12 protein-coding genes are annotated in these 14544 nt (G+C 70.2%); 10 read left to right on the top strand and 2 right to left on the bottom strand.

Translation table 11 applies throughout. The annotated features are described in order from the left end of the window. Window position 1: 1 nt before the first annotated feature. The 7 genes from ISN38_RS14365 to leuB all read left to right on the top strand — a co-directional run bounded on the left by ISN38_RS14365 (window position 2) and on the right by leuB (window position 6354). On the top strand, window positions 2-1108 hold the full coding sequence (locus ISN38_RS14365; protein ID WP_004426359.1) for a threonine dehydratase: 1107 nt from the start codon (window positions 2-4) through the stop codon (window positions 1106-1108). Continuing rightward, entirely contained in the window at window positions 1105-2664 is a 1560-nt protein-coding gene (locus tag ISN38_RS14360) for a 2-isopropylmalate synthase (RefSeq protein ID WP_004426362.1), read from the top strand. The genes ISN38_RS14365 and ISN38_RS14360 overlap by 4 nt, the downstream gene beginning before the upstream one ends. A gap of 16 nt (window positions 2665-2680) precedes the next feature. Next, a complete protein-coding gene (locus ISN38_RS14355) occupies window positions 2681-2998 on the top strand; it encodes a methyltransferase (protein WP_230938647.1) in 318 nt (105 codons plus the stop codon). 102 nt (window positions 2999-3100) lie between these two features. Then, window positions 3101-4516, top strand: coding sequence for a 3-isopropylmalate dehydratase large subunit (leuC, locus tag ISN38_RS14350; protein WP_004426367.1), 1416 nt, complete (start codon window positions 3101-3103; stop codon window positions 4514-4516). Then, window positions 4516-4692: a hypothetical protein gene (locus tag ISN38_RS14345; RefSeq protein ID WP_170874083.1), complete on the top strand. Its 177-nt coding sequence runs from the start codon at window positions 4516-4518 to the stop codon at window positions 4690-4692. The genes leuC and ISN38_RS14345 overlap by 1 nt, the downstream gene beginning before the upstream one ends. Then, window positions 4692-5270, top strand: coding sequence for a 3-isopropylmalate dehydratase small subunit (gene leuD / locus ISN38_RS14340; RefSeq protein ID WP_003477495.1), 579 nt, complete (start codon window positions 4692-4694; stop codon window positions 5268-5270). Before ISN38_RS14345 ends, leuD begins: the two co-directional genes overlap by 1 nt. Next, on the top strand, window positions 5260-6354 hold the full coding sequence (gene leuB / locus ISN38_RS14335; RefSeq protein ID WP_058358937.1) for a 3-isopropylmalate dehydrogenase: 1095 nt from the start codon (window positions 5260-5262) through the stop codon (window positions 6352-6354). Before leuD ends, leuB begins: the two co-directional genes overlap by 11 nt. Window positions 6355-6735: 381 nt before the next feature. Here leuB and ISN38_RS14330 read toward each other — a convergent pair whose 3' ends face one another. Continuing rightward, entirely contained in the window at window positions 6736-9741 is a 3006-nt protein-coding gene (locus ISN38_RS14330; RefSeq protein ID WP_081318761.1) for a ligand-binding sensor domain-containing diguanylate cyclase, read from the bottom strand. Between the two features lie 330 nt (window positions 9742-10071). On the opposite strand from ISN38_RS14330, the gene ISN38_RS14325 reads away from it, so the two are divergent. The 3 genes from ISN38_RS14325 (at window position 10072) to ISN38_RS14315 (ending at window position 12909) form a co-directional block, all read left to right on the top strand. Beyond that, the gene (locus ISN38_RS14325; protein WP_173427103.1) at window positions 10072-10737 is read left to right on the top strand and encodes a TetR/AcrR family transcriptional regulator; all 666 of its coding nucleotides are present in this window, start codon (window positions 10072-10074) and stop codon (window positions 10735-10737) included. A 129-nt stretch (window positions 10738-10866) separates the two neighbouring features. Further along, a complete protein-coding gene (locus ISN38_RS14320) occupies window positions 10867-11526 on the top strand; it encodes a protein-L-isoaspartate O-methyltransferase family protein (RefSeq protein ID WP_004426381.1) in 660 nt (219 codons plus the stop codon). 18 nt (window positions 11527-11544) lie between these two features. After that, window positions 11545-12909: a TolC family outer membrane protein gene (locus tag ISN38_RS14315; protein ID WP_003477511.1), complete on the top strand. Its 1365-nt coding sequence runs from the start codon at window positions 11545-11547 to the stop codon at window positions 12907-12909. 247 nt (window positions 12910-13156) lie between these two features. Here the strand turns inward: ISN38_RS14315 and waaA are convergent, their stop codons facing one another. Further along, window positions 13157-14476 (bottom strand): lipid IV(A) 3-deoxy-D-manno-octulosonic acid transferase, encoded by a 1320-nt coding sequence (gene waaA / locus ISN38_RS14310; RefSeq protein WP_004426384.1) that lies wholly within the window; start codon window positions 14474-14476, stop codon window positions 13157-13159. Window positions 14477-14544 lie beyond the last annotated feature (68 nt).

Here is a 14544-nt window from a genome sequence, read left to right as displayed (position 1 = left end):
CATGCCTGAACCCGGCCGCCCCGCCCCGCAGGAACCCGACGTAGGCGACGTAGCGGTCAGCGTCGCCGACGTGCTGGCCGCGCAGGCGCGGCTGCGCCGCTACCTGCCGCCGACGCCGGTGCACTATGCCGAGCGTTTCGGGGTGTGGCTGAAGCTGGAGAACCTGCAGCGCACCGGGTCCTACAAGGTGCGCGGCGCGCTGAATGCGCTGCTGGCCGGGCTGGAACGCGGCGACGAGCGGACCGTGATCTGCGCCTCGGCCGGCAACCATGCGCAGGGCGTGGCCTGGGCCGCGCACCGCCTGGGCGTGCAGGCGATCACGGTGATGCCGCACGGCGCGCCGCAGACCAAGATCGCCGGCGTCGCCCACTGGGGCGCCACCGTGCGCCAGCACGGCGACAGCTACGACGAGGCCTACGCCTTCGCCCGCGAACTGGCCGAGCAGAACGGCTACCGCTTCCTGTCCGCGTTCGACGACCCGGACGTGATCGCCGGCCAGGGCACGGTCGGCATCGAGCTGGCCGCGCACGCCCCGGACGTGGTGATCGTGCCGATCGGCGGCGGCGGCCTGGCCGCCGGTGTGGCCCTGGCGCTGCGCTCGCAGGGCGTGCGCATCGTCGGCGCCCAGGTCGAGGGCGTGGACTCGATGGCGCGGGCGATCCGCGGCGATATCCGCGCGATCGACCCGGTACCCACCCTGGCCGACGGCGTCAAGGTTAAAATACCCGGGTTCATCACCCGCCGGCTGTGCGCCAGCCTGCTCGACGACGTGGTGATCGTGCGCGAGGCGGAACTGCGTGAAACGCTGGTCCGCCTCGCGCTGGAGGAGCACGTCATCGCCGAGGGCGCCGGCGCGCTGGCCCTGGCGGCCGGCCGCCGCGTCTCCGGCAAGCGCAAATGCGCGGTGGTGTCCGGTGGCAACATCGACGCCGGCGTGCTGGCGACGCTGCTGTCGGAGGTGCGCCCACGCGCGCCCCGCAAGCCGCGCCGCCGCAATGCCGAGCGACTTCGCAACCAACGTGCCGCCGCCCCGCCCGCTCCCGCTCGCCCCGTGTCTTCGCTCCCCCATCCGCCAGCCACCGCCGCCGTAGAGGAAACCATCTGGTGAACACTTCTGCTTCTTCCCAGACCCCCCGCATCCGCATTTTCGACACTACCCTACGCGACGGCGAGCAATCCCCCGGCTGCAGCATGACCCCGCAGCAGAAGCTGGTCATGGCCCGCGCCCTGGCCGAGCTGGGCGCGGACATCATCGAGACCGGCTTCCCGGCCAGCTCACAGTCCGACCGCGAGGCAATGGCGATGATCGGCCGCGAACTGCGCGAGCCGACCCTGGCGGTGCTGTCGCGCTGCCTGGCCAGCGACATCGAAACCTCGGCGCGTGCGCTGGAGGCGGCGGCCAGGCCGCGCCTGCACGTGTTCCTGTCGACCAGCCCGCTGCACCGCGAACACAAGTTGCGGATGAGCCGCGAGCAGGTGCTGGAATCGATACGCAAGCACGTGTCGCTGGCGCGCCAGTACGTGGACGACGTGGAGTTCTCGGCCGAGGACGCCACCCGCACCGAAGAGGATTTTCTGGCCGAAGTGACCGCGGTAGCGATCGCCGCCGGCGCTACCACCATCAACCTGCCGGACACGGTCGGCTTCACCACGCCCGAAGAGATCCACGGCATGTTCGCGCGGCTGATCGCCAGCGTGCCCGGCGCCGAGCGGGTGATCTTCAGCACCCACTGCCACAACGACCTGGGCCTGGCCGTGGCCAACTCGCTGGCCGCGGTGGAAGCCGGTGCGCGGCAGGTGGAATGCGCCATCAACGGCATCGGCGAGCGCGCCGGCAACTGCGCGCTGGAAGAGATCACGATGGCGCTGAAGGTGCGCGGCGCGTTTTACGGGATCGACACCGCGATCAACACCCAGCGCATCGTCGCCAGCTCGCAACTGCTGCAGCGGCTGGTCGGCATGCCGGTGCAGCGCAACAAGGCGATCGTCGGCGGCAACGCCTTCGCCCACGAGTCGGGCATCCACCAGCACGGCATGCTGCGCCACCGCAGCACCTACGAGATCATGCGCCCGGAAGACGTGGGCTGGGAGTCCTCGCAGATGGTGCTGGGCCGCCACAGCGGCCGCGCCGCGGTCGAGCAGCGCCTGCGCGCGCTGGGCTACGTGCTGGAAGAGGCCGAACTGATCCTGGCATTCGAGACGTTCAAGGCGCTGTGCGAGCAGCAGCGCGTGGTCAGCGACAGCGACCTGCAGGCGATGATGCAGGACGCGCCGGAAAGCCAGGGCTACCGGCTGTCGTCGATGACCGTCAGCGACCGCGGCCAGCGCGCCAGCGCACAGGTCGAGCTGTCCGATCCGGACGGCCAGCGGATCAGCGAACACGCCGAAGGCGACGGCCCGGTGGATGCGCTGTTCGCCGCACTGGCCGCGGCCACCGGCGTGCAGCTGACCCTGGACAGCTACCAGGTGCACAGCGTCGGCATCGGCACCGACGCGCGCGGCGAAGCCAACCTCAGCGTGCGCCACGGCGAGACCGAATACGACGGCACCGGCACCAGCCGCGACATCATCGAGGCCAGCGCGCTGGCCTGGCTGGACGTGGCCAACCGCGTGCTGCGCCAGCGCCAGGGCGCGCAGACCGGTGCCACCAGCGCCGCAGCCTGAGGCGATGCGCGCGACCATGCTGCCCGCCGCCGGCCAGCGCGGCAACGCGCCCGGCGATGCCGCCGACGCCGGCGTCGTGCCGGCGCCGGGCGAAGCGGCGCCGGACCTGCTGGCGCCACGGCCGGGCGCACAGCGCCTGCAGGCGCAGGGTGTCCAGGTGCGGCGGAGCGCATCGCTGGCGCGGCCCACGCCGCTGCCGACCGGCATGGCCGGCTGGCGGCGCAGCTTCGCCAACCCGTTCCTGGTCGGCCTGAACGCCACCACACGACATGACATTCTCGCTAACGCCGTCGCATTGCTGACGCCAACGCTATGCGACGATCGCGACCGCTGAAGCGCCGACGACGTCCGCCTGCGCTTCCACGCCATGCTGTCGGCCCAGGCCGACGCTGACGCCCGCTCGTTCCAGACCCAGACCCACGCAAGGTTATCGGCAATGAACCCAGCCCCACGCACCCTGTACGACAAACTGTGGGACGCGCACGTCGTCGTCCCCGAAAGCGCCACCGCCCCAGCGGTGCTGTACATCGACCTGCACCTGATCCACGAGGTGACCTCGCCGCAGGCGTTCACCGAACTGAAGGCGCGCGGCCTGGCGCCGCGCCGGCCCGACCGCACCAAGGCGACGATGGACCATTCCACGCCGACCCTGCCGCGCGGCGCCGACGGCAAGCTCCCGTACTACACCAAGGCCTCCGAGGCGCAGGTAGACATGCTCGCGCGCAACTGCGCCGACTACGGCATCGAACTGTTCGACATGGCCTCGGAGAATCGCGGCATCGTGCACGTGATCGCGCCCGAACTGGGCCTCACCCAGCCCGGCATGACCATCGTCTGCGGCGACAGCCACACCTCCACCCACGGCGCGTTCGGCGCGCTGGCGTTCGGCATCGGCACCAGCGAGGTCGGCTACGTGCTAGCCACCCAATGCCTGCTGCAGCGCAAGGCCAAGACCATGTCGATCACCGTCGACGGGCCGCTGGCGCCGGGCGTCGGCGCCAAGGACGTGATCCTGCACATCATCGGCGTGATCGGGGTCAACGGCGGCACCGGCCACGTGCTCGAGTATCGCGGCTCCACCATCGAGGCGATGGACATGGAGCAGCGCATGACCCTGTGCAACATGTCGATCGAAGCCGGCGCGCGCGCCGGCATGGTGGCGCCGGACCAGGTCACCTTCGACTGGATGGCGAACACGCCGCGCGGTCCGAAGGGAGCAGAGTTCGACGCCTCGGTGCAGCGCTGGTCGCAGCTGCGCAGCGATCCCGGCGCGCGCTTCGACGTGGACGTACGCATCGACGCGCGCGAGATCCGCCCGACCCTGACCTGGGGCACCCACCCGGGCACCGCGATCGCGGTGGACGTGCCGATTCCGGCGGCGCAGGATGCGGCCGCGCAGAAGGGCCTGGACTACATGCATTTCGCATCCGGCCACGCGCTGATCGGCACCCCGGTGGACGTGGTGTTCGTCGGCTCGTGCACCAACGGCCGGCTCAGCGACATGCGCGAAGTGGCGCAGGTGCTGCGCGGCCGCCGCGTCGCGCCGACCGTGCGCATGCTGGTGGTGCCGGGCTCGGAGGTCGTCAAGCGCCAGGCCGAGGCCGAGGGCATCCACGAGGTGGTGCGCGCCGCCGGCGCCGAATGGCGCGAGTCCGGCTGCTCGATGTGCATCGCGATGAACGGCGACCTGGTCGCGCCCGGGCAATTGGCGGTGAGCACCAGCAACCGCAATTTCGAAGGCCGTCAGGGTCCCGGCTCGCGCACCTTGCTGGCGTCGCCGATGACCGCGGCCTGGGCCGCGGTGAACGGCAAGGTCAGCGACCCGCGCACGCTGTTCGAGGAGGTCGCGTGATGGTGCCGCACATCGCCGCGTTCGCGGCCACGCTGGCCTTCGTCGCCGCCACCACCCGCGCCTTCGCCCATCGCGGCAAGCCGCTGCTGCCGCCGCACGTGCCCACTCCGGCGCTGCCGCCGGCGACGCTGCCCGACGACGACGCCCCCGCCACCCTGTCCCAGGAGACCTGCTGATGGCCGGATTCGCCGCCCTCACCTCGGCCAGCGTAGTGCTGCGCCAGACCAACATCGATACCGACCAGATCATCCCGGCGCGGTTCCTGTCCACCACCGAGCGCGCCGGCCTCGGCCGCAACGCGTTCAACGACTGGCGCTGGCAAGCCGACGGCACGCCGAACCCGGAGTTCCCGTTCAACCAGCCGCACAACGCCGGCCGCCAGATCCTGCTGGCCGGGCGCAACTTCGGCTGCGGCTCCTCGCGCGAACACGCGCCGTGGGCGCTGACCGACCTGGGCCTGCGCGCCATCGTCAGCAGCGAGATCGCCGACATCTTCCGCAACAACAGCCTCAAGAACGGGCTGCTGCCGATCGTGCTGGACGAGGCCGACGTGCAGACCCTGATGCAGCGCCCGGACGACGCACTGACCGTGGACGTGGCCGCGCGCGAACTGCGCACGCCCGACGGCCGCGTCTACCCGTTCCCGCTCGACGAGTTCTCGCAGACCTGCCTGCTCGAAGGCGTCGACGAGCTCGGCTACCTGCTGCTGCGCCAACCCGCCATCGACCAGTACGAGGCCACCCATGCACGCTGACATCGTCGTCCTGCCCGGTGACGGCATCGGCCCCGAAGTCGCCGCCGCCGCGGTCTCGGTGCTGCGCACCATCGCCCACCGCTACCAGCACACGTTCGACTTCCACGAACACGACATCGGCGGCATTGCCATCGACCGCCATGGCGAGCCGCTGCCGGCGGCGACCCTGGCCGCCTGCCAGCAGGCCGATGCGGTGCTGCTTGGCGCGGTCGGCGGGCCGAAGTGGTCCGACCCCAACGCCAAGATCCGCCCCGAGCAGGGCCTGCTGGCGATCCGCCGCGGCCTGGGCCTGTTCGCCAACCTGCGTCCGGTCAAGCCGCATCCGGCGGCGCTGGACGCCTCGCCGATCAAGCCGCACCTGCTCACCGGCGTTGACATCGTAGTGGTGCGCGAGCTGACCGGCGGCATCTATTTCGGCGACAAGACCCGCACCGCCACCGACGCCAGCGACCTGTGCCGCTACAGCGTCGAGGAGATCGAGCGGGTGCTGCGTAGCGCGTTCCGCCTCGCTCAGCAGCGCCGCAACCACGTCACCTCGGTGGACAAGGCCAACGTGCTGGAGACCTCGCGGCTGTGGCGCGACGTGGCAGCGCGCATCGGCCGCGACGAATTCCCGGACGTGCGCCTGGAGCACCAGCTGGTCGATTCGATGGCGATGCACCTGCTGGCCAAGCCCCGCGAGTACGACGTGATCGTTACCGAGAACATGTTCGGAGACATCCTCACCGACGAGGCTTCGATGCTGGCCGGCTCGCTGGGCCTGCTGCCGTCGGCGTCGCTGGGCGAAGGCCGGATCGGCCTGTACGAGCCGATCCACGGCTCGGCTCCGGACATCGCCGGCAAGGGCATCGCCAATCCCTACGCCACCATTCTCAGCGCCGCACTGTTGCTTCGCCACTCGCTGAGCCTGCACGAGGAAGCCGAGGCGATCGAACAGGCCGTGGACGCCGCGCTCAACGCGCAGGCCTTCACCGCCGACCTTGCCGCCCCGGGTCAGGGCATTTCCACCACTGCGGCCACGCAGGCGGTTGTGGAACGGTTGCAGGCGCATGACTCGGTGCCGGCCGAGGAAGCGCACGAGTGAGTTGCAAGCCGGGCTGCCAGCCCTTGGGCTGCGCAGCGCCGGATTCGGGAAACGCACCGGCGGCCGCTACGGCCGCCGCCGGGTCCGCAGGCCGCCGGAGTCCGTAAGGACAACCGCTTCGTTCGTCGCGGCTGAAGCTGAAACCGCTCTGCAGGGGACTTGCGGCCTGTCCACCCAGTGCATTGCGGGAGGGAGTGCCGACGCTATCCGATCGCGGCACATCCACTGTGTGGCTCGTGGCGACGATCCCTCAGGGGGTTTGCGGCGCGCAGGCTTGGTGCACTGGGAAGGGACTTCAGTCCCGACAGGATGCAACCGTCGCTTTCTCCCGGTACCGAACAGGCGGCGCGATGCAGCCGCTGCCACGCACCGCCGCTGCGCCTAGCCGATCACCCGATCGCGGCCCTCGTGTTTGGCCTGATAGAGGCGCTGGTCGGCCAGCACCAGCAATTCGCGCCGGCTCTGCAGCGCCGGGCCGAGACAGGCGAAACCGACGCTGGCCGTGCACTGCACCATCTGCCCATCGACGTCGTGGACCACCAGCGCGGCGACGCGGCGGCGCAATTGGTCCAGCCGCACGCGTGCCTGCTCGCGGTCCAGGCCCGGCAACACCAGCAGGAATTCCTCGCCGCCGTGGCGCGCGGCGAAGGCATGTTCGCCAAGCGTGGCACGCAACACCTCGCCGACCCGGCGCAGCACCTCGTCGCCGATCTCGTGACCGTAGGTATCGTTGATCCGCTTGAAGTTGTCGATGTCCAGCAGCGCCACGCACAGCGGCGATTGCGTGGCCCGCGCATGCTCCAGCGCCGCGGTCAGGTGCGGATCGGCGGTGCGCCGGTTCGGCAGGCCGGTCAGCGCGTCGTGGCCGGCCTGGTAGGCGAGCTTGCGTACCAGCTCCTCGCGTTCGAAATCGGCCAGCTTCAGCGCCAGGTTCTTCGCGCGCAGCTCGTGGGTGCGCTCGGCGATGATGCGGTTGAGCCGGCGCTGGCGGCGCAGGTGGCGGTGGCTGCGCCCGCGGTACCACCACAGCAGCAGGCCGCTGAACGCGATCGCCGCCAGCGCCACGAACGGGCCGCGCAGCCAGAACGGCGGCACCACCTCCAGCTGCAGCGAGGTGCGCCCGACCAGGTCGCTGCGCGACCAGTCGGCCGAACTGGTGGTGGCCTGCACTTCCAGGCGATAGGCGCCCGGCGGCAGGTTGGTATAGACCGCCGCCTCGCTGCTGCCGGCATCGATCCACTCCCGGTCGAAGCCATACAGGCGATAGCGGTAGCGCACCTTCTCCGGCGAGCGGAAGCTCAGCCCGGCATAGTCGACGCTGAGCCGGCCGACGCTGCCGGGCAGGTGATAGTCGCCGCGCAGCGGCTGCGCGTGGCCATCGACCTGCAGCCGCTCGATCACCACCGCCGGCGCGCGCAACGCATGCCGGCTGGGCAGCGCCGGATCGATCAGCGCCAGGCCGGCGGAGGTCGGGATCAGCAGGTTGCCGTCGCGGCTCAGCCAGCCGGCCGGCGCGCTGCTGCCATTGCTCTGGTTGCCGGGCATGCCGTCGCTGCGATCGACCACCTCCACCGCCAGCTGCGCGCGGCGGCCGGCATCGAGCTGCGCGATGCTGTCGCGGGCGATGCGGAACACGCCCTGGTTGCTGGTTGCCCACAGATGGCCATGGCCATCGTCGATGATCCGGAACAGCTTGTCGCGCGGCAGCCCGAGGCGATGGTCGTAGACGCGGAAGCGGCCGTCACGCAGGCGCAGCAGGCCGCGGTCGCTGGCGATCCACAGCGTGCCGTCGGCATCCTCCAGGAAGTCGAACGCGTTGTGCGCTGGGAAGCCGCTGCCGGCCGGCCAACGCCGCAGTGTGCCATTCGCCGCCAGCGCCGCGATGCCGTCGTTGGTGCCGATCCACAGCACGCCGGCGCGATCGCGGTACAGCGCCTGCACCTGCAGCGCCGGCAGGCCGTCGGCCAGGGTGTACAGGCGGGTATGGCCGCGGTTGCGGTAGGCCAGGCCGGCATTGCTGCCGACCCACAGCCCGCCGTCCGCATCCTGCAGCAGCGCGCGCACCTTGGCAGGCGGTAGGCCCGCTTCGCTGCCCAGGCGTTGCCGGACCGCGCCGTCGGGCGCCAGCAGCAGCACGCCCTGGTCGTAGGTGCCGGCCCACATGCCGCCGTCGTTGGCCGCGGCCAGCGCCAGCACCGATGGATCTTGGCCGCTGGCGGCGATGCGCAACGCCTTGATGCGGCCGTGCTGCCAGCAATCCAGACCGGCGGCATGGCCGATCCAGATCGCGCCATCGGCGCTCTGCTGCACCACCCGCACGTAGTCGCTGCCAAGGCCGTCGTGCCGGGTCAGGCCGCCGGCATCGCCGGCCGCGATGCGGAACAGGCCGTCGGTGCTGCCGGCCCAGACCAGGCCTTCGCGGTCCTCGATCAACGCCGAGCTGACCACGCCGGAGATCGACAACATCTCCTCGCTGGCGCCGCTTGGCGAGCGCCGCAGCAATTGCCCGCTGGACAGCCTGGTCCACAGCTGGCCCTGGCGGTCCTGCAACGCGGCATCGACCCGTTGGCCCTGGCGTAACCACTGCAATTGGCCGTCGGCATGCAGCCAGAACACGCCGGCGTCACCGGCGACCAACAGCCCGCCGTCGCGGTCGTGGCTGAGCCGCCGCACCGCCGCCGCGCGCATCGCCGGCGTGCGACCCCAGCGCCGCGCGCGGCGCATGGCCGGGTCGAGGCGGAACAATCCCTGCCCGGTGCCGACCAGCACGCCGCCGTCGGGCTGTTGCAGCAGCGCCGTGATCCGGCCCGTGGGTAGCCCGGCGGGGGCGGCGGTCAGGCGGCCATCGGCCTCGATCCGGAACAGACCCTCCTCGCTGCCGACCCACAGCGCTCCGTCGCGGCCGCGCAGCATCGACGCCACCCGCAGGCGCTGCGCACGCGCATCGCCCAGATGCTCCCAACGGCCGTCGAGATAGCGGAACACGCCGTCGTAGGCGGTGCCGATCAGCACCCCGCCATCGGCGTCGGGCACGATCGCGAACACGCCGGATATCTCCATGCCGGGCGTGTTCTGCCGGTCGAACACGGTGAAGCTACGGCCATCGAAGCGCGCCACGCCTTCCCAGGTACCGACCCAGAGCTGGCCGTCGCGGTCCTGCGCCAGCGCGTGCACCAGGTTGTGCGGCAGGCCGTCGTCCGTGGTCCAGTGCGCCAACGTCGGCCGCTCGGTGACAGTGCGCTCGGACACGGGCAGCGGCGCCTGCGCCAGCACGGCGCCGGCCGCGCAACAGGTGCACAGCAGGATCAGCAGCAAACCGCTGCGCAGACGCCTGCGCAGCGCATGCACGCCGCCGGCAATGATGTGACGCTGCTCCCCCTGCTTCATTGCGTTCCGAATCTGGCCCTCGGCAGCGCGTGGCATCCAAACCATCCAAGAAAGCCAATTTATCACTGCGTGTTCGCCGCCGATGTCAGGATGTTCCTTACACCGCACGTTGCATCGCAGCCGTAAACAAGGCTAGCCCGAACGTGCGTGGGCGCAGTGTGCACGGGCTGGCGCGGCGACCGCTGTGACCGCCTTTCCGATGAAGGCGATGCGTCAGAAAGATGCACCCGCTCCATTCAGCAAGATAACTGCGGGCGCAACATTGACACACTAAATAATGAACCTAAAGGTATCGTATATATATCGAACCGACTAGTATAGTATTACTCCATGGTCAGCAAACCCTCTGTCGTCGCCTCCCCCAAACCCTCCTCGCGCGCCGCCGGGCCGGGCCGTCCCAAGGACATGGGCAAGCGCGCGGCGATCCTGGAAGCGGCCAAGCAGATGTTCACCGAACTGGGCTTCGGCGGCGTCAGCATGGACGGCATCGCGGCCCGCGCCGGGGTGTCCAAGCTCACCGTGTACAGCCATTACGGCGACAAGGAGTCCCTGTTCGCCGAGGCGGTGCGCGCGCAATGCCAGGCGCTGCTGCCCGACGACCTGTTCGGGCATGCGCTGAAGGGGCCGCTGCGCACGCAACTGGTGGAGATCGGCATGGCGTTCTTTGCGATGATCAGCAGCGAGGCGGCGATGGCCACGCACCGCATGATGCTCGCCCCCGGCACCGGCGACGAGCACGTGCGCGAGATGTTTTGGAATGCCGGCCCCAAACGCACCCAGCAGGACCTGGCGCAGCTGCTGCAGGTGCATGTCGCCGCCGGCGCGCTGGAGATCGCCGACCTGGGCCTGGCCGCCTCCCAGTTCTTCTGCCTGGTCAAGGGCGAACTGCACTCGCTGATGATGTGCGGCCTGTGTCGCGATCCCAGCCGCGCGCGGATCCAGGCCCATGTCCAGGCCAGCGTGGACTTCTTCCTGCGTGCCTATGCAGTGCGCTGACCCCATGCCGACCGGGCTGCCCGATGACTTCCGGCACTGCGCGCGGCGGCCACGCGGCGGCGATGCTGCAGCGTACGCACGGCGCTTGTGCCGGCTAAAATACGCGACCCACCGCGTTGGATGCCCCAGATGACGATCGACTACTCCCAAGCCCGCGAAACCATGGTTGAACAGCAGGTGCGTCCCTGGGACGTGCTCGACCTGCGCGTGCTCGACGTGCTGGCGCGGCTGCCGCGCGAGACCTTCGTGCCGGAAAGCCACCGCGCGGTGGCCTATGCCGACCTGGAGATTCCGCTGGGCCACAGCCAGTTCATGATGAAACCGGTGATCGAAGGACGCATGCTGCAGGCGCTGGACCTGCAACCGGGCGAGGACGTGCTGGAGATAGGCACCGGCAGCGGCTTCATCAGCGCCTGCCTGGGCGAACTCGGCCGGGAAGTCGTCAGCCTGGAGATCGAGCCGGCCCTGGCCGCCGCCGCGCGCGCCAATCTGGACGCTGCCGGGCTGGGCAGCAACGTGCGCATCGAGACCGCCGACGCGTTCGGCTGGCACAGCGAGCGCCGCTTCGACGTGGTCTGCATCACCGCCGCCGTCACCGAGATCCCGGCGCAGTTCCTGGCCTGGCTGCGGCCCGGCGGGCACCTGTTCGCGATCCGCGGCCGTGCCCCGGTCATGGACGCGGTGCTGATCCACGCCGACGCCGGCGCGCCGCGCGTGGAATCGCTGTTCGAAACCGATCTGGCGTACTACCTGCGTGGCGCCGCGCCAGTCCCCCAGTTCACATTCTGATCCATCAAGGAAGCCGCAATGATCCGCCGATCCCTCGTTCTGGCGCTGGCCGCCGCGCTGTTTCCGCTGGCCGCCAACGCCACAGACCTGCTGCAAGTCTACGAAATGGCCCGCAATAGCGACCCGCAGCTGGCCAGCGCGGAATCGAACCGGCTGTACGAAAAGGAAGGCGCGGTGCAGGCGCGCGCGGCGCTGCTGCCGCAGATCAACGGCACCGCCTCGCTGCAACGCAGCCACAGCGAGATTGAGCGTGGTACAGGCGAACTGGCCGGCACCGGCAAGAGCCGCAGCTACGGGATCCAGGGCCAGCAGACGCTGATCAACTTCGCCCAGTTCTCCACCCTGCGCGCGCAGAAGGCGCGCAGCCTGGCCGCCGACTACTCGCTGGCATCGGCCAACCACGACCTGATCGTGCGCACCTCGGCGGCCTACTTCAACGTGCTGGTCGCGATCGAGTCGCTGGTCGCCGCACAGACCAACGAAGCCGCCGCCAAGAAGCAGTTCGACTACGCCGACAAGCGCCTGGAAGTGGGCCTGGCGCCGATCACCGACGTGCACGAAGCGCGCGCCGAATACGACCAGGCGCGCGCCGACACGATCACCGCGCGCAACTCGCTGCAGGACCTGTACCAGGCGCTGACCGAGATCACCGGGCAGCCGGTGCACGACCTGCGCAGCCTGCCCGAGGACTTCCGCCCGCAGTTGCCGGCCGACAGCGGCAACATCGACGGCCTGATCGCCTCGGCGCTGGAAAAGAACCCCTCGCTGCGTTCCTACCAGTACCAGGTGCAGCAAGCCGAAGACAACGTCTCCACCGCCCGCGCCGGGCACCTGCCGACGCTGAACCTGTCGGCCAGCGCCGGCCGCGACGCCAGCTGGGGCGACGGCGTGTCCGGCAGCAACTCGCCGCGCAACGACAGCAACGTCATCGGCCTGACCTTGAACGTGCCGATCTTCGCCGGCGGCGCGACCCAGTCGGCGGTACGCCAGGCGCTGGCGCAGCGCGACATCGCCCAGGACACGTTCGAGCAGCAGAAGCGCGCGCTCGACCGCAATACCCGCAACGCCTACCAGACCGTCGTCGCCGGCATCAGCGAAATCGAGGCACGGCGCCTGGCGGTGGTCTCGGCGCAGGCCGCGTACGACGCCTCGCAGGTCGGCCTGGAAGTGGGCACGCGCACCGTGCTGGACGTGGTGCAGAACCAGCGCACCCTGTACCAGGCGCAGTTGAACTACGCGCAGTCGCGCTACAACTTCCTGCAGAACCGGCTGCTGCTGAGCCAGGCGCTGGGCACGCTGGACGTGGCCGAAGTGCAGTCGATCAACGCACTGCTGACGCAGAGCGCCGAATCCAAGCTCAACTCCGGCACCAGCACCCAGTAACGCTGCGCCGGCAGCTGTACTACCGCGAAAAGGCGGGCCTTCGGGTCCGCCTTTTTGCATGGGAGCGACCGAATTGCAAAGAAACACCGTGTGGCGCTGGGCATCTTCGATCATGGTGCCGCCACTTGTCGGAGCGACTTCAGTCGCGACGGGCATTACCGGTAAATCCCGCGCGACTGATGGCCCAAGGCCACCCGGAGCCGATCCCACCACACCCCGCCAACTGCAATACCTGCGTCGAAACGCCCTACTCGTCCGCCGGTGCGTCGTGCGCCACCGGCGGCAGATGCTCCGCGATCAGTTGCAGCGCCCGCTGCAGCGCGCCGCGGCCATTGGCGACCAGCGCGCAGCCGGCTTCGGCCATGCGCACGCGCGCGGCCGCATCGCCCAGCAGCTCGCGCAGCGCCGCGCACACCGCCGCGGCGTCCTCGCAGATCGCCACCGCCCCGGCCTCGCGCATGCGCCGCGAGATCTCGGCGAAGTTGTGCAGGTGCGGCCCGCTCACCGCCGGGGTGCCGACCGCGGCCGGCTCCAGCAGGTTGTGCCCGCCGATCGGCTGCAGGCTGCCGCCGACGAAGGCGACCTGGGCGCAGGCGTAGAACATCATCAATTCGCCCAACGTATCGATCACGAACACGCTGTCCTCGGCGCCGGGCCACTGCTGCTGGCGGCGCGTGGCCACGCGCCAGCCCTGGTCGCGCGCCAGCGCCTCGACCCTGGCGAAGCGTTCCGGATGGCGCGGCGCCCAAAGCAGCAGCAGATCCGGCCAGTGCCGGCGCAGCTGCCGGTGCATCTCGATCACCGCCGCCTCCTCGCCCTCATGGGTGCTGGCGGCGATCCACACCGGCCGCGCCGCCGCCACGCGTTCGCTGAACGCGGCGACGAACTGCGGCAACTGCGTAGGCACGGCGATATCGAACTTCAGGTTGCCCAGCGCGCGCACCTGCTGCGGATCGGCGCCAAGCTCGATGAAGCGCTCGGCATCGGCCTGCGACTGCGCCGCCACGCAGGTCACCGTGCGCAGCGCGCGCCCGATCAACGGCCGCAGCAGGCGGTAGCCGCGCAGCGAGCGCGCCGACAGCCGCGCATTGAGCACATAGACCGGGATGTTGCGGTCGCGGCAACCGAACAGCATATTCGGCCACAGCTCGGTTTCCAGGATCAGCGCCAGGCTCGGGCGGAAATGCTGCAGGAAGCGGCCGACGCTGCCCGGCACGTCATACGGCAGGTAGACGTGGTCCAGCGCATCGCCCCACAGCGCGCGCACCCGCTCCGACCCGGTCGGGGTGATGGTGGTGATCACCCAGCGGATGTCCGGGCGCTGCGCGCGCAGCGCGTTGACCACAGGCGCGGCGACGTTGACCTCGCCCACCGACACCGCGTGCAGCCACACCCGCGGCCGCCCGCGCGCCTGCGGATACGAGGCGTAGCGCTCGTCCCAGCGCTGGAAGTACTGGCGCACGCGGAACCCGCGCCAGACCAGGTGATAGACGGTGACCGGCAGCAGCATGTACAGCACGGCCGAGTACAGGCCGCGCAGCAGCCGCTCGATGAAATCGTTGCGCATCGCGAAAGCATAGCGGGTTGCGTGGCGCAGGCGGCAGACGAGCGCGCGCGGCGCTGCAAGGCGACGCC

It is taken from the genome of Xanthomonas translucens pv. undulosa, assembly GCF_017301775.1.
GTDB classification, from domain to species: Bacteria; Pseudomonadota; Gammaproteobacteria; order Xanthomonadales; family Xanthomonadaceae; genus Xanthomonas_A; species Xanthomonas_A translucens.
This window is presented reverse-complemented; position numbering and strand designations above follow the sequence as displayed.

What these genes read in the sequence shown, in the direction of transcription:
- leuB (WP_058358937.1), top strand. Translation starts at nt 5,260, where the DNA reads ATGCACGCTGACATCGTCGTCCTGCCCGGTGACGGCATCGGCCCCGAA.
- ISN38_RS14320 (WP_004426381.1), top strand. Translation starts at nt 10,867, where the DNA reads ATGACGATCGACTACTCCCAAGCCCGCGAAACCATGGTTGAACAGCAG.
- ISN38_RS14365 (WP_004426359.1), top strand. Translation starts at nt 2, where the DNA reads ATGCCTGAACCCGGCCGCCCCGCCCCGCAGGAACCCGACGTAGGCGAC.
- waaA (WP_004426384.1), bottom strand. Translation starts at nt 14,476, where the DNA reads ATGCGCAACGATTTCATCGAGCGGCTGCTGCGCGGCCTGTACTCGGCC.
- ISN38_RS14315 (WP_003477511.1), top strand. Translation starts at nt 11,545, where the DNA reads ATGATCCGCCGATCCCTCGTTCTGGCGCTGGCCGCCGCGCTGTTTCCG.
- ISN38_RS14345 (WP_170874083.1), top strand. Translation starts at nt 4,516, where the DNA reads ATGGTGCCGCACATCGCCGCGTTCGCGGCCACGCTGGCCTTCGTCGCC.
- ISN38_RS14355 (WP_230938647.1), top strand. Translation starts at nt 2,681, where the DNA reads ATGCTGCCCGCCGCCGGCCAGCGCGGCAACGCGCCCGGCGATGCCGCC.
- leuC (WP_004426367.1), top strand. Translation starts at nt 3,101, where the DNA reads ATGAACCCAGCCCCACGCACCCTGTACGACAAACTGTGGGACGCGCAC.
- leuD (WP_003477495.1), top strand. Translation starts at nt 4,692, where the DNA reads ATGGCCGGATTCGCCGCCCTCACCTCGGCCAGCGTAGTGCTGCGCCAG.
- ISN38_RS14330 (WP_081318761.1), bottom strand. Translation starts at nt 9,741, where the DNA reads ATGAAGCAGGGGGAGCAGCGTCACATCATTGCCGGCGGCGTGCATGCG.
- ISN38_RS14325 (WP_173427103.1), top strand. Translation starts at nt 10,072, where the DNA reads ATGGTCAGCAAACCCTCTGTCGTCGCCTCCCCCAAACCCTCCTCGCGC.